A 14,629-nucleotide genomic window follows, 5' to 3' on the forward strand; every position below is an offset into this window, starting at 1 on the left:
GGCAATGTCTGTGGCGTCAATCGGCGGCGGGCTCAAGCGATGAGTCCGGTCGGATGCCCCTCGCCGCGGGCGGCCCCGCCAGCATGATTAGGAAAGCCAGAAGAATGGCCGGGAGTCCGAGCGCGGCCGAGAACAGGAAGAAACTTTCGAATCCCATCTTGTCCGCGATCATGCCGGTGAAACCGGACAAGGATTTGCCGATGAGATTGAACATGGCGGAGAGGAAGGCATATTGCGTGGCCGCGAATTTCAGGTCGCAGAGCGAAGACAGATAGGCAATGAAGATCGTCGCGGCGAAGCCTTGCGCGAGATTGTCGGCTCCGACCGTGACGAACAGATAGGCCGTCTTCGGATCGGACACGGTGGCCAGCCAGGCGAAAGCGCCATTCGTCACCACCATCAGCGCGGACCCGATCAGAAGGCACCGCATCAGGCCGAGACGCAAGCTGACCGCTCCGGCGACGAACCCGCCGACGATAACGGGCCAAGGACCGAAGAAGGACGATACCAGGCCGACCTGGATCTCGGTATAGCCGACCGCCTGATACATGGGCTTGGCCATCGGCCCCATCGTCTTGTCGGAAATGAGATAGGTCGCGACCAGCAGGAAGACGACCGGGGTCCAGATTCCAAGCCGTTCGACGAAACCGAAAAACGGTCGCACGATGTTCTCAACGACGGCGGCGCGCGCATTCGCCGCGCGATGGCGGATGTCGCGCGTCGGTTCTTCGATGAAGAAGACGACGCATCCGTTGAGCGCCATGACGCAGGCCATGAACAGATAGGCGATATTCCAGTTGAACAGCCCGGCGACGATATAGGACAGGCCGGCGCCCCAGATCGCGAGGCGGTAGCCGAGCACGTAACTGGCCGCCATGTTGGTCTGTTCGTCTGTGGGCGCGGCTTCGATCCGCCAGGCGTCGATCGAGATGTCGAGCGTGGCGCCCGAGGTCGCCAGGATGACCGCCCCGACGGCGAGTTGCAGGACCGAGGAAGACGGATCGGCCGCCGCGATGATGAGCATCCCCGTTACCGTTCCCAAGATCGCCACCAGCATCCAGGACCGGCGGTGCCCCATGCGCCCGGTCAGCCAGGGGATTTCCAGTCGGTCCACGAAGGGGGCCCACAGCACCTTGAGCGTGTACGCCATGCCAATCCAGGCGAAGAAGCCGATCACCGACAGGTCCACGCCTTCCTTCTTCATCCAGTAGGCGAGCTCGGAATAGATGAGCATGTAAGGAAGGCCGGATGCAAAGCCGAGCGAGAGCATGCCCAGCATGCGGGGCTGCAGATAGCTTCGCCATATGTCCGCAAATTTGCGAGATGATGCGGGGCCGTTGGCCTTTGTCGAAGTCATGCGACCCCGCTTGCCGCCCTATCGCGGCGTCGGCAAGGCGGGATTGCGCCTAGCTCGCGAGTTTCTGTTCCGCTCCGGACGTCCAGCGCACGACCATTTCGGACAGCTCTTCCGCGCTGACGGGCTTGGTCATGAAGTCGTTCATGCCGGAATCGAAGCAGGCGTTGCGGTCGTCGTCGAACGCGTTCGCGGTCAGGGCGACGATGGGCAGCTCGCCCGAAACGTTGTCGAGGCCGCGGATCTTGCGCGTCGCTTCCAGCCCGTCCATGTTGGGCATGCGCATATCCATGAAGATCATGTCGAAATCCTGGGTCTTCATGGCCTCGACGGCCAGCGCGCCGTCCTCGACGGTTTCGACCGTATGGCCGTCCGCTTCCAGCAGCGTGCGCGTCAGCAACGCGTTGATGGCATTGTCCTCGGCCAGCAGGATTCGGATCGCATCGGGCTTGACGGCCGGTTTGGCGTTGCGGTCCCGTGACAGGCTTGGCAAGTCGCCCTCCTCTCCGCCGACCGCCTTGGCGATGACGGCGTCGCGCCAGTTATTGCCCAGAATGGCGTCCTCGTTCTCGATCGGAAGGGCGCGACGTTCGAAATCGCGTTCTGCGGCAGGCGCCGATGTCGAGAGCGGGGTCTGCGCCGGAACCTGCGCCGGAACCTGGGATCGACCTTGAATTTCGGCCGGGGCCGAATCGTGCGGATTGATTTCCAGCAAATCGCCTGCAGGTTCCGCAGCGGCAACGGGTGCCGGTTGCGGCGCAACGGCGATGTCTTCCACAAGAACCGGCGCAGCGGGCGCGACCTCGACCGGAGCCGGATCGTGTCGCGCCGCGGCGGGTTGCGGGGTCGGCGCTGTGGCGGGTTCCGGGACGGAATCTGGGGCAAGGCCGAGGGCGGGCTGGACGGACCCGGACGACTGGGGATCGGCTTGCGGTTCGAGCGGCGTGCTCTGCTGGTGCGGCGCAGGCACGGGCGCGTTCATGAAAGCCGTCACATTGCGGGCGAGCGCGAAGGCGGAGCCATCATGGCCGACCTGTTCGATCCAGTCATAGACCTGCTCGGGATAGCCGGGCGCGGCCGGGGTCCGGATTTCGAAACGGTTCGGATGACCGCCGGGTTGCGGCGCGGCCCAGCCCTGGATGGTCTGCCCCTGCCAGGTCTCCACGCTCCCGCCGAAAAGCTGCAGGAAGGCGGCGTTCACGAAAACGACGCGGCCGTACGGGTCCCGCTTGACGCCGGGATCGGGCCAACTCCAGAACTGGGCGGCGAATATGTCGTCCGGCGATCGGGTCATCGGCTCCTCGCACTGTCCGTGCGACGATGGGCGTGGCACGGACGGGTTTGCGACTCCGTGCCGAAACATCCTTAATTTCGTCTTACCTTCCCTGACGTCGCCCCGCCCCGAGAACCGGTATCGGCCGGGCTTTCAGCAATAGAACGGGTTGCGCGGCGCCCGGGACTGCGGCGCGCCGAATTGCGGAGGCAGCGCGGTTGCGGCCTGCGGGCGGGCACGGCGGTGCGACAGGGCTTCGGCGATGTGCAGGCGGTGCACCCGTTCCGATCCGGCCAAGTCGGCCAGCGTGCGCGCGACCCGCAAGGTCCGGTGATAGCCGCGTGCCGTCAGACCCAGCTTCTCGGCCGCCTCGATCAGCAGGCGGCGCCCGTCCGCATCCGGTTCGGCCACGACGTCGAGCCGGTCTTGCGGCAGTTCCGCATTGGTCATGCCGTCATTGCGGTCCGACTGGACGGCCCGCGCCGCCGCCACGCGCGCGGCGGCTTCGGCCGTGCCTTCGCTGGGTGGCGGCAGGGCCAGGTCGGCGGGCGTGACGGCCGGCACGTCGATCTGAATGTCGATCCGGTCCATGAAGGGGCCGGACACGCGGGCTTGGTAGTCGGCCGCGCAGCGCGCGCCCCGGCGGCAGGCCACCCCGTCCGCCCCGGCGGTGCCGCAACGGCACGGGTTCATCGCCGCGACCAGCTGGAAGCGGGCCGGATAGGTGACGTGGGCATTGGCGCGCGCGACCGCGATCTTGCCGGTTTCCAGCGGCTGGCGCAGGCTGTCCAGCACTTGCGGGGCGAATTCGGGCAGTTCGTCCAGGAACAGCACGCCCCGGTGGGCGAGCGAGGCCTCGCCCGGCCGGGCTTTGCTGCCGCCCCCGACCAGCGCAGGCATGGAGGCCGAATGATGCGGGCTGCGAAAGGGCCGCGCGCGGGTCAGCTCGCCGCGTTCCAGCAGGCCCGCGACCGAATGGATCATGGAGACGTCGAGCAGTTCGCGCGCATCGAGCGGCGGCAACAGGCCCGGCAGGCGCTCCGCCAGCATCGATTTGCCCGACCCCGGCGGGCCGACCATCAGCAGGTTGTGGCCGCCGGCCGCGCAGATCTCCAGCGCGCGCTTGGCGCTTTCCTGCCCGCGCACGTCGCGCAGGTCGGGGACGCGATCGCCATTGTCGAGCAACGGCCCGGGTTCGGGCCGGGCCAGCACCTGCGTGCCTTTGAAATGGTTGATCAACCCGATCAGGGTGCGCGGCGCGAGCAGGGGAAAACCCCCCGCCCACGCCGCCTCTGCCCCATTGGGCTCAGGGCAGATCAGTCCGAAGCCATGGCTATTCGCCATGACCGCGGCCGGCAGCGCCCCGGGGACGCCCGCCAGTGTTCCGTCGAGGGCCAGTTCGCCCATTGCGGCGAAGCCCTCCAATTCCTCCGCAGGCACCACGCCCAACGCGCCCATCAGGCCGAGCGCGATGGGCAGGTCGTAATGCGCGCCCTCCTTCGGCAGGTCGGCGGGCGCCAGGTTCACCGTCACCCGCTTTCCGTGCAACGACAGCCCCAGCGCGGCGAAAGCCGAGGTCACGCGTTCGCGGGACTCCGCCACCGCCTTGTCGGCCAGGCCGACGATGGCGAAGTGGGGCCGGCCGGCGGTGGCGACCTGCACCTGCACATCGACGCGACGCGCCTCCGCGCCTTCGAACGCCACCGTGCTGATCCGGGCGACCATGCGCGCCTCCTCTTTCAACTCTCCCTTAAGCAAACAGACCGGAAAGAACAAATCAAGAACTTTCTATGGAATCTTGTCCACAATCCGATCGACTGCAGCACACGGCTTGGCAGGACGGGGCGCGCGGGCTATCCCTCGCCCATGACATTGTTGGTAACGGGATCGTCGGGCTGGCTGGGGCGATACGTTGTACCGATGCTGCGCCTGCGGGGGCAGCCGGTCATCGGGATGGACGTTGTGCCGTCCGAGCGCACGGATGTCGTGGGCAGCGTGGTCGACCGTGCCCTGGTGGGTCGTGTCTTTTCCGAAAACGACATCACCGGCGTGATCCATGCCGGAGCCTTGCACAAACCGGACATCGCGCGCCATTCACCCCAGGCCTTCATCGACACGAACGTCACCGGCACGCTGAACCTGCTGGATGCAGCCGCCGCGGTGCAGGCGCCTTTCGTCTTCACCTCCACAACGTCGTTGATGATCAGCCAGGCCCTGCGCGACGAACTCTACGACCGGACGGTCTGGCTGGACGAGGATTACGGCCCGCTCGCCCCGCGCAACATCTACGGCGTGACCAAGCTGGCGGCCGAAGGGCTGTGCCGGCAATGCCATCTCACGCGCGGGCTGAACGTGGTCGTGCTGCGGACGGCGCGTTTCTTCCCCGAAGAAGACGACACCACCCGAACCCTGTCGGGACCGAACCTGAAGACCAACGAATTGCTCAACCGCCGCGCCAGCGTGCAGGACATGGCGCGCGCCCATCTGGCCGCGCTGGACAAGGCGGCGGATGTGGGATTCGGTCTCTATATCGTGTCCGCGCCGACGCCGTTTTCCAAGACCGACCGGGTGATGCTCCACCGCGACGCCCAGAAGGTGATCGCCGGCTACCTGCCCGATGCCCGCCGGGTCTATGCCCAGAAGGGATGGAGCCTGCCCAAGACGATCGGCCGGGTCTATGACGGCAGCCGCATCACGCGGGAGCTGGGTTTCACCTATGAGACCACTTTCGCCGATGCGCTGAACGCCGCCATGCGCGGCCTCGCCTCGCCCCTGGTTCACGACGCCGACTATGTCTCGCCGCAAGTCGCGCACGCGACGGGTTAGGATTAAAGGACCGGATCCGACCTGCGGCCATGGATGGCGGAGAATGCGCCTGCCCTACGCCCGCCCGATGCAGCGCAGGGACTTGAAACCAGAGCTGTCGCGCGGGAAGACCAACGGCGTCTTGGAAACGCGCAACGGATCGCGCATGTGGTAGCCTTGGGGAGAGCGGCCCAGGATCATCGCCCAGTGCGAGCGCCCGCCCGGCAAGTAGAAACGCACTAGCGGATAGTCGCCGCCGGCCAGGCAGGACTGGATCAGCGGGTCGCTGACGGAATCGTGGAAAGTCGCCTTGACCCGCCCACCGGAGACTTCGGAAATCCCCTTCCATTTCAGCAGACCGCTGGAGGTGAGATTGTCGGACCGCAGCAGGCGTCGGTTCAGCTCGCCCGGATCGATCGGATAGCCGCTATTGGTCATGGCCATTGCGGCCGACGTGACCACGCAGCCTTCGGCTGCGAGGCTGCCGCCCCGGCGTCCCAGACGGTCACCGCCCCAGCGCGGATCCTTCTGCGAAAAAGCCACACGGTCGGCCAGCATGCCGCGCGGGATCGGCGTCATGTTCGGCCGGACAATGCGCGGCGCGCTTTGCGTCCGGGCACCGGGCACCGAGTCGTAATCATAGTCCGGCATGGACCCGCAGGCGGACAGGAGTCCGCCTGCCGCGATCGCCATCAATATTCGGGTCGGCCATGTCATCGCTATCGCGATAAGGCCCGCATCTTGTCAGCGGGTTAAGATGCGGCGGACTTCCATCACCTTGGTGTGAGCGCGTCCGCCGCCCTTTCCCTGAAGGCCCGCATCGCTGCGATGAAGGGGAACGGCCCATGGCTGATGCGCGCCACGCCGCGTGCGGCGAGACCGGCCACATCCGCATCCGGCGTTGTCGCCATGACATTGACGGGCAACGCGACCGCTTCGCATAACGGCTCGATCAGCACATCCGAAAGACGCGGCACGAAAAAGCCGGATGCACCCGCTCGGCCATAGGCTTCGGCCCGCTTCAGCGCCTCTGCCATCAAGGCGTCGTGACGGTCGGAGTCCGGTTCTTCGAGGAACAGATCGGTGCGTGCATTGAGGAAAACGGGCACTCCCATCTGCTCGGCGCGCTCGCGCAGTATGGCGATACGCCGGGCCTGTGCATCGATCGGATGCAGGCCGTTGCCGCCGATGACCTGGTCCTCGATATTCACGCCCACGACGCCGACATCGATCAGACGCGCCAGATTGTCCGCGATCCCGGCATCGTCATACGCATAACCGCCTTCGAAATCCACGCTGAGCGGAACATCGACGCAAGCTGCGATGCGTGCGGCGATGGTCAGCAACAGATCGAACGGCATGGCCTGCCCGTCCGGATAGCCGTGTGCTTCCGCCACGCTGTGGCTGCCGGTCGCCACGGCCACGGCTCCGGTCGAAACGCAAGCCTGCGCGGTCGCCGCGTCCCAGACATTGTAGAGAATAAGCGGCGCCGGTCCGTCATGCAGGGCGTGAAAGGTTTGGGCATGATCGTTTCGTGTCATGACGAGCCTTATGGTTGTGCGCGACGGGCAATGGCGCCGAAAATCGCGCATGACCGTGTTTTTGCCGCAAACGCGACCTTATGGGCGGGATCATGAGCGGTACCGTCACGATCATTCTCACGCACGATCGCGACACGCGCGTGCAGCGGCTCACCGCCGTGCACGAGACGTTCTGCGCCGCCCATACGCCCACAGGCAGTGGACATGCCCTTTCCGCCGAGAAACCGGACAGGGCGGACGAGCAAGGGCCGGTTTTCTGGCTCGCCCTGCAGGACGACCGGCCGGTCGGCTGTATCGGGTTGCGGACCCTTTCTGAAGGCCGAGCGGAACTGAAGACGCTGCACGTTCTGGAGGAGGCGCGCGGCGGCGGGATCGCGGCGCAACTGCTGCAGCACTGTGTCGCCGCAGCCAGAGCGGACGGTGTGCAGCACCTGCTCCTTGAAACGGGCCGATCGGACGGATTTGCCGCGTCGCAGCGGTTCTATGCACGCCATGGTTTTGCAGCCTGCGAGCCATACGGCCCCTATGTGGGGGATCCGTTCAGTTACTGCATGGCGCGGCTGCTTTAGCGGATCTTGTTCTGCCCGCCATGCGTCTCGGTCCGGACCGGTTCGCCGAGCGGGTCGCCCCGAACGAAATCGCCAACCAGATCGATGTCGCCGCGGGCATAGAAACGCGCGCCGGAGTCCGCTTCGCCGATGACGATGACGCCGACGGGCTCGCCGCGACGATACTCGACCGTATAGGCGGCGATGGTCCCGGACGGGTTCGCGTTCGCGTCGATGGGTACGCTGGGGCAAGGGCTTGCGCTGCGTCGGATTTGCACCGCGTCCGGAGCGGACCCGCTATAGCGTCCGGCCGCGTGCTTGGACGCCAGCCCGCCATTGGCATAGATGACGGCCGTCCGGTCCGTGCCGCGCACGGCTTGGTGCGCTTCGGCAATGGCGTGCAGCGCATAATTGTTTCCGGGTCCGCCGAAGAAGGGCAGCCCGCCCGTCAAAGTCAGCGGCCTGTCGCCGATATCGAGGCCGAGAACGCGCATGGCTTCGAGCGGGACGATGGGAAAGCAGCTATAGAGATCGTAGAGGTCCGCGTCCCGCCCGACGCTCTGCAGCACCGCGTCCTGCGCGGCCGCGCGATCGAGCCGCGCGCGTTCCAGCGGAGCGGGCTCGGTGCACTGGTCGTGCGCGTGCAGGAAGCTCACGTCGCCTGCGCCTATCGCTTTTGCGCGGCCATAGGTCGTCAGGATCACGGCCGCGCCCTGATTGACGCCGTCCCGCGCCACCATCGCCTTGGTGTAGGGACTGGAAATCATCGGATTGTCCGGATCAGGTGTGACGATATTCGCGGCCGTCGGTGCGGTGCGGACGGTCGCGAAGCGATTGTCGGCCGCCACGCGGGCGAAGCTCTCCCACAAGGCGGCCATGTGCGCCGCGTAAGCGTCCTTCGTCATGCCTTGCGCGGCGCGGCGCGCGGTTTCGAACAGGGCGTAGTAATGGACCGGGGCGGCGATGCGGTGCGCGAGGGCTTGCGGGCCGACCATGAAGGGCCCGGGCGCGAAGGGGCCGCGATCGTCCAGCGGTTCGTCGCGCGTCTCGGACCAGTCGGGCGTGGCGCCCGCGCGCCCGGCCGCCTTGATGTTGGCGATGGCTTCGGCGCCGACGATGGCGACCGTTTCGACTTGTCCGTCCATCAGCAGCTGCGCGGCTTCGGCGACCAGCGTCTGAGGCGACTGCCCGCCGACATGATCGTAGACGTAGCGGGCGGAGCGCGCTTCGGCGGCGACACAGACGCTGGCCGGAAAATTGGTCGATCCGCCGAACGGGTTGGGAAAGGTTGGTCCGCTATCGCCGAACAGGCGCACCCCGAAGCAAAGGTCGAGCGACCGGTCGGCCAGACCGGCGTCAGAGAAGGCCCGGTCCAGCGCCGTTCCGGCCAGCGCGACGGGGCCGAAGGCCATGTCCAGATCGTCCGGTACGGGACGGCTGTCCTGTCCGGCGCCGATGATGACGGGAAGGCGGTCGAGAGCGGTCATGGACGGGCGCGTAGCAAAGCGCCAGCGCGGGTAAAGGGCGGCGCGCTATTTTGCAGCCACGAGATGATCGCAATTGTTCTGCGCGTCCTTTCGGGCATTCTCACCTTCGCACTTTCGGTTCAGCCAGCGGATCGCATACCAGCCCACGGCCAGACCGGAGAGGACATTGGCCGCGGCGATACCGGCATAGACGCCCGTCGCATCCGCCCAGAGCGAACCGATCCAGCTGAGCGGCAGCAGCAGGATCAGGCTGCGCGCGACATTGTAGCCGAGCGCGCGCTTGGCTTCGTCGATGCCGTTGAAAGCCGACGCCGCGCAGATCACCATGCCGTAGCCGAACAGGGAAAACGGAACGATGCGCAGATAGGTCTGAGCCTCGGCCGGGATGTCGTTGTCGGAATTGAACAGCCCCGCCAGATCCGCGCCGAACATCCAGAGCGGCACCGCGACCAACCCGGCCCAGACGGTGCAGAGCCAGTAGCTTTCCTTCAGGGTTTTCACGATCCGGTCGGTCTTGCCCGCACCCCAATTCTGTCCGGCGATGGGCGAGATCGCGGCTGACAACGCCAGCAGCGGTATGAAGGCGATCAGCTGAACCTGCGTCGCCACGCCGAACGCCGCCACGATCTCTTCCGAAAATGTGGCGAGGATGGCGGTGACGGCCGTCAGGGCGAAAGGCGGGGCGATCTTGCCCAGCGCCGCCGGGACGGCGACCTTGGCCGTATCGATCCAGGTCGGGATCATCCGGTCGAGCTTCGGCACGGACCAGGCGATCATGCCGGTCTTCCAGGTCACCATCCAGATCCCGGCCATGGCCGTCAGGACCTGCGCGATCAGCGTCCCGGCCGCCGCGCCGTTGATGCCCAGTTCCGGCAGGCCCCACAAGCCGAAGACGAGTAGCGCCGTGATGGCGATATTGAACAGCGAGCCGACCGTCATGATGATGGACGGCCACAACGAATTGCCTGTCGCCCGTACGATGAAGTCGCACATCATCGCCACCGCCATGAAGGGCACGGCGATGAACCAGAGGCGCATATAGCCCTTGATGAGGCCCAGCGTGTCTTCGGCCGCGCCCATCGCTTCGAAGAGCGGCTCCGTCACCACGAGCCCGATCAGCGAAACCGCGCCCATGATCAGAATGGCGAGGATCATGACATGCAGCGACATGGCGCGCGCGTTTTCGTTTTCGTTTTCGCCGACGGCGCGGCTGACGACCGACGACGCGGCGATCGACAGGCCGAGCGACAGGCCCAGCACGACGGCGGTGACGGGAAAGGCAAAGGACAGGGCGGCGAGCGGGTCCTGGCCGAGTTGTCCGACATAAAGCGTGTCGATCATCGACACGCTCTTGATGGCGGCGATGCCGAACACCATCGGGCCGGCCATGACGAGCAAGGCCTTCCAGATCGCGCCTTCGTCGAGCGCGCGTCCGCCGTCTGCGCCCACATCGTCCGACGATCCGGATGGTTCTGCACGATCTGATCTGTTCTGGTCTGACATGCCGCGCCTTGTGATGGACCCGGGCGTTACGTGTCGGACGCGGCGGCGTTCCGACCCTGCGTCAATCCGGCGTTCAAGAGCAAGACGGTCTGCATCCGGCACCGCCGCGACTAAACCGGTTGTTAAGCAAGTGCCGTCACAAGCGGTTAACCATGGCGGTCCGCAAGCCGCCTTGCAGGTAAGGGTGGGGGACGTCATGCGTCTTGCAGGACTGGCAATGTCGGCGGCCTTGGTGTCGGGCTGTTCCAATGCGGGTGGCGTCGGTCCTTCGCTGGGCGGCATATTCGGCAAGCCTGCCGCAACGACAGGTGCATACGGCCAGAACAGCGCGCCGTCCGCGCGCTGCCGCGTGCCTTATCCGCAGGCACCGATCCCGCCCGGGTGCCATCCGTCCGAAGTCACGGTCGGCCCTGCCGGACCGCAGGGCGCGTCCTTTGCCGGTGGATTTCCGCAACAGCCGCAATTCGGCGAGCCTGCGGCCTTCCCCACGCCCCAATACGCTACGGGCGGTTTCGGCAGCCAAGCCGGAGGCAACGCCCATGCCGCCTTGCATCGGGGCGGGACCGCCGCGCTCGAGCGCCGACCGCGCTTCCGCGGCTCGCTGGACCTTGGCTTGGAGCGCAGCCTGTCGGGCAACGCGATCGACAACACCGTCTTTCCGACGACGCCTTTCGCCGCCTACGACCCGCTGGTCTATGCCGAAGGCTCCGTTGCGGGCAGCGTCGCGGACGGCCAGACCACGCGCCTCCGATATGTGCCGGATTCGCGCCTGCGCAACACGCCTCAGCCCTGGGACACGCTGACGGCCTCCGATGTTTCATTCAGCGATTCTTGGTCGGTTCCGGCCTCCGTCGGCGTCGGCGGGGAATTCATCTTGAGCGACCACGCCACCCTGTTCGCCCGTGCGGGCTATGCGCGCGCCGAAGGGAACGGCGGCAGTGCGGCGTCCATCGAAGCCACGGTGTTCAAGGAAACGACCGTCGAGACCTATGACGACGCCGGCAATCCGACGGGCGCCACCACCACGGTCGAGTTCAAGCCCGAACAGACGATCAGCGAGGTAAGCTACGATTTCTCCGACATGGAACGGATCGACCTGCAGGCCGGCGCGCGGCTCTATCTCGACCCCGTCGCCGGTCGCGCGACCGGACGGACGGTGACGCCGTTTTTCGGCGCGTCCGCCGGGGCGTCGCGCTACAACGCCGCCAGCTACACGCTGGACCAGCGCCAGCTCGGCTATCGAAGCGTGTTCGAGGCGGATGCCCCCTTCTATTACGATCTCGATGTGCCAGGCGGTTTCGACGTGGATAACGATCCCGCCACGCCGGGTGTCGCCCGCGTCGACCTCTACGAAGCCCAGTGGGTGCCGTCCGGGGCCCTGAATGCTGGGGTGGAATGGCAGGTCACGCCCAAGACCGCATTGGCGCTCGAGACCGGCGTGCGGGTGGAAGGCGCCCGCGAATACACGAACGGACAATCCGGCGATGCTCGCGTGTCCATCCCTCTGACCTTGCGCGGAAGCTTCAACTTCTAGGGCCGATTCCGATGCGGCCAGGGCAAGGGAAAACCCAGACATGTTAAGGCTTTATTGGGGCTTTGAACACGGTTTCTTAAGCCTGTTAGGGTTAATCCGGGGCGAAAAGAACCAAAGATGCGTCCGGCCGATCGCGGCGGACCGTCTGGCGAAGGAGGCCGGCACATGCGGCTAGCGACTCTTGCGATTTCAGCGGCGGCCCTCTCCGGATGTTCCTGGGCGGGCGGCGCCAAGCATGCGCCCTATCAGGCGGCCTGCCATCCGGCCGCGGCGACCGGTTACGCCTATGGGCAAGGCTATGGCCAGGCCCAACCGGCCGGATGCGTTCCGGGAACCTACGGCGCACAGCAATTCGCCACCCAGGGTTTCCCCGGCCACAGCCTCCAGACGCAGGGGTTTCATAATCAGGGGTTCCAGAATCAAGGGTTCCAGGCTCCAGCCTATCAGAGCCAGAGTTTCGGCGCCTATTCCGCACAGCCCCAACCTCAGATCCAACCTCAAGGGTTCGGCGCACCCGTCGCGGCGCATTCCGCCCCCTTCAGGGCGACGACTTTGGGCGCGAATGCGACCTTCGGCGCCGCCGTTCCGCCCTTGCAGGGCGCCCACATTCCCGGCGCGCACATTCCCGGTGCCCATGTCCAAGGGGCGAACGTCAAGACCGTCATCGGAGATCCGATCTACGTCCCGCAACCCTATGCCGCCCCTTATCCGGTGCCGCAGCTGCGTGGGTCCGCCTGTTGCACGGCGGTGAACCGCCCCGTGCTTGGCGGCGCGATGCCGTTCGGCGTGGAGCTGTTCCTGGGCACCGAGTTCGAGGCATCGGGCGATCTGTTCACGAAGAAATCCGACGGACCGCCCGACAGCGATTTCAGCCAGCCGATCCGCGTCGGCGAGATCGATCCGATCAGCTACAGCGATGCGTTCGGCCATGCCACGACCATCGGCGCGGCCCTGTCCTACGATTTGTCGCCCAGCACCACCCTGCTCGGATCCGTCAGCCACAGTGTCGCCGAAGGCCAGACGGTGGACGGCTACACCACCGTGCAACCCGGAACATGGGTCGACACGACCTTCGTCCCCGATCCGGGGTCGTCGCCGCGCGCACTGGACGGCACCTTCACCGATCTGGAACTGACCACCGTCGAAGCGGGCGTGCGCCAATATCTGGGCCATCCGCAAAGTCTGCGACCCTATGTCGGGGCCAGTGCCGGATTCGTGCACAACGGCAACGTCCAGTTCGCCCAGACCTATAGCGACGATGGGAGCTTCTACGGCGAACGGACTTTCATCAATAGCGGGTGGAACCCGACGGCCGCGGCGACCGTGGGCGCGGAAGTCGCCGTCGGCCCGCGTGCGGCCATCGCCGTGGAGTCTGGCGTACGCTGGCGCGACGACATGCGTTCGGCCGCCGCGTCGGAAGACCGGATCACCATCCCGCTGACATTGCGCGGCCGTCTTGCCTTCTAGTCGTCCGGCCCTCTGGCCTTCCAAAAGCGTGTCCCTAAAGGCCGCGGCGAAGTTTTTCGCAGAATTCTGATTCATTCCGGCACAGTCTGGCACACCCGTTGCAAGGTCGGGCTGCGTGAGACTAGCGTCCCCCGGCATAGTGCCGATCCGGGACGACGGATCAGGGATGAAGATTATGCGCAAACTGCTTCTGGGAGCCGCCGCCATTTCGCTGTCGGGCTGTTCCTTTCTGGGTATCGGGGGCGGAAACTCCCAATATGGATACAATGCACCGGTCTACGGGGCCAGCTACGGCGCGCCGGCGTCGAAGTGCGCGCCGGGACATGCCGTTCTGGCGAACGGCAACTGCCTGTCGCGCCTGAACATCGAAGGCGGCATCGGCGTCTCCTACAATGTGGGCGGCGACGTCATCACGGGCGACGAAGCCACATTCGCAGGCACGGACGTCCGCAATGTCGAATTCAAGGACGCCTATGAGCGCGGCCGTCGTGCCGAGGCCGGGTTCTCCTATGCCACCAATGCCAACACGAAAGTGACCGCGATGGCCTTTATCGACAAGGCCGAAAGCGCCGGCGAACAGGATTTCGGGACGATCGACGGCCGGGACTTCACCGGCTCTCTGTCCGATTACCGCTCGACGGGTCTGGAACTCGGCGTGCGCCGCTATTTCAATCCGCGTCCGGCCCCGATCGTCCGTTCGCTGCGTCCCTATATCGAAGCCCGTGTCGGCGCCGCCTACCAGGACTCGGTCTATATCGACAACGCCGCCGTCGGCGGTGACGCGCTGGGTCGTGTCGCGCTGAAGGAATCCGGCTGGGTGCCGTCTGCCGCCGGACTGATCGGCGTGGAAACGCCGCTGACGCGTTTCAGCACGATCGGCCTGGAAACCGGCATCCGCTACACCGGAAAGACCGACGCGGTGGATGACAATTTCGGTCCCGCGCCGTTCGAAGGCCTGGCCGAAGGCGGTGAGCGGATCTCCGTTCCGCTGATGCTGCGCGGCCGCTACCGCTTCTAGGGCGCCCTGCCCCACCCCTGTCCCGCAAAAGCCGACACGAGAAAACCGCCGGAAGCCCCGGCGGTTTTTTCATGCGGTTCGTCTGGGACGGACGCCTAA

At 66.0% G+C, this 14,629-nt stretch carries 12 protein-coding genes; 5 read left to right on the forward strand and 7 right to left on the reverse strand.

Going from position 1 to position 14,629, the window contains the following annotated elements:
* Window positions 1-16: 16 nt before the first annotated feature.
* The 3 genes from Q0718_RS11605 to Q0718_RS11615 all read right to left on the reverse strand — a co-directional run bounded on the left by Q0718_RS11605 (window position 17) and on the right by Q0718_RS11615 (window position 4,352).
* Complete coding sequence (locus Q0718_RS11605) at window positions 17-1,279, reverse strand: MFS transporter (protein ID WP_298917995.1); 1,263 nt, start codon at window positions 1,277-1,279, stop codon at window positions 17-19.
* 127 nt (window positions 1,280-1,406) lie between these two features.
* The gene (locus Q0718_RS11610; protein ID WP_298917997.1) at window positions 1,407-2,648 is read right to left on the reverse strand and encodes a response regulator; all 1,242 of its coding nucleotides are present in this window, start codon (window positions 2,646-2,648) and stop codon (window positions 1,407-1,409) included.
* A gap of 132 nt (window positions 2,649-2,780) precedes the next feature.
* A complete protein-coding gene (locus Q0718_RS11615; RefSeq protein WP_298918000.1) occupies window positions 2,781-4,352 on the reverse strand; it encodes a YifB family Mg chelatase-like AAA ATPase in 1,572 nt (523 codons plus the stop codon).
* Between the two features lie 141 nt (window positions 4,353-4,493).
* Here Q0718_RS11615 and Q0718_RS11620 point away from each other — a divergent pair, with 141 nt between their 5' ends.
* Window positions 4,494-5,453: an NAD(P)-dependent oxidoreductase gene (locus tag Q0718_RS11620; protein WP_298918002.1), complete on the forward strand. Its 960-nt coding sequence runs from the start codon at window positions 4,494-4,496 to the stop codon at window positions 5,451-5,453.
* Window positions 5,454-5,507: 54 nt separating this feature from the next.
* Here the strand turns inward: Q0718_RS11620 and Q0718_RS11625 are convergent, their stop codons facing one another.
* Together Q0718_RS11625 and Q0718_RS11630 are read right to left on the reverse strand one after the other, a co-directional pair.
* Complete coding sequence (locus Q0718_RS11625; RefSeq protein WP_298918004.1) at window positions 5,508-6,149, reverse strand: hypothetical protein; 642 nt, start codon at window positions 6,147-6,149, stop codon at window positions 5,508-5,510.
* A gap of 56 nt (window positions 6,150-6,205) precedes the next feature.
* A complete protein-coding gene (locus Q0718_RS11630; protein WP_298918006.1) occupies window positions 6,206-6,973 on the reverse strand; it encodes an isocitrate lyase/phosphoenolpyruvate mutase family protein in 768 nt (255 codons plus the stop codon).
* 92 nt (window positions 6,974-7,065) lie between these two features.
* Between Q0718_RS11630 and Q0718_RS11635 the strand changes: the two genes are divergently transcribed.
* Window positions 7,066-7,542, forward strand: coding sequence for a GNAT family N-acetyltransferase (locus tag Q0718_RS11635; RefSeq protein ID WP_298918009.1), 477 nt, complete (start codon window positions 7,066-7,068; stop codon window positions 7,540-7,542).
* On the opposite strand, the gene Q0718_RS11640 is transcribed toward Q0718_RS11635, so the two are convergent.
* Both Q0718_RS11640 and Q0718_RS11645 read right to left on the reverse strand, forming a co-directional pair.
* Window positions 7,539-9,008: a hypothetical protein gene (locus Q0718_RS11640; protein WP_298918011.1), complete on the reverse strand. Its 1,470-nt coding sequence runs from the start codon at window positions 9,006-9,008 to the stop codon at window positions 7,539-7,541. The two genes, Q0718_RS11635 and Q0718_RS11640, sit on opposite strands and share 4 nt — an antisense overlap.
* A 45-nt stretch (window positions 9,009-9,053) precedes the next feature.
* Window positions 9,054-10,511, reverse strand: coding sequence for an MATE family efflux transporter (locus Q0718_RS11645; protein ID WP_298918013.1), 1,458 nt, complete (start codon window positions 10,509-10,511; stop codon window positions 9,054-9,056).
* A 217-nt stretch (window positions 10,512-10,728) separates the two neighbouring features.
* On the opposite strand from Q0718_RS11645, the gene Q0718_RS11650 reads away from it, so the two are divergent.
* The 3 genes from Q0718_RS11650 (at window position 10,729) to Q0718_RS11660 (ending at window position 14,530) form a co-directional block, all read left to right on the forward strand.
* A complete protein-coding gene (locus tag Q0718_RS11650) occupies window positions 10,729-12,045 on the forward strand; it encodes a hypothetical protein (RefSeq protein WP_298918016.1) in 1,317 nt (438 codons plus the stop codon).
* Between the two features lie 165 nt (window positions 12,046-12,210).
* Window positions 12,211-13,512, forward strand: a complete 1,302-nt coding sequence (locus Q0718_RS11655) for a hypothetical protein (protein WP_298918019.1) — start codon at window positions 12,211-12,213, stop codon at window positions 13,510-13,512.
* 175 nt (window positions 13,513-13,687) lie between these two features.
* On the forward strand, window positions 13,688-14,530 hold the full coding sequence (locus Q0718_RS11660; protein WP_298918021.1) for a hypothetical protein: 843 nt from the start codon (window positions 13,688-13,690) through the stop codon (window positions 14,528-14,530).
* The last annotated feature ends 99 nt before the right edge of the window (window positions 14,531-14,629 follow it).

It is taken from the genome of uncultured Algimonas sp., from assembly GCF_947498175.1.
GTDB lineage: Bacteria > Pseudomonadota > Alphaproteobacteria > Caulobacterales > Maricaulaceae > Litorimonas.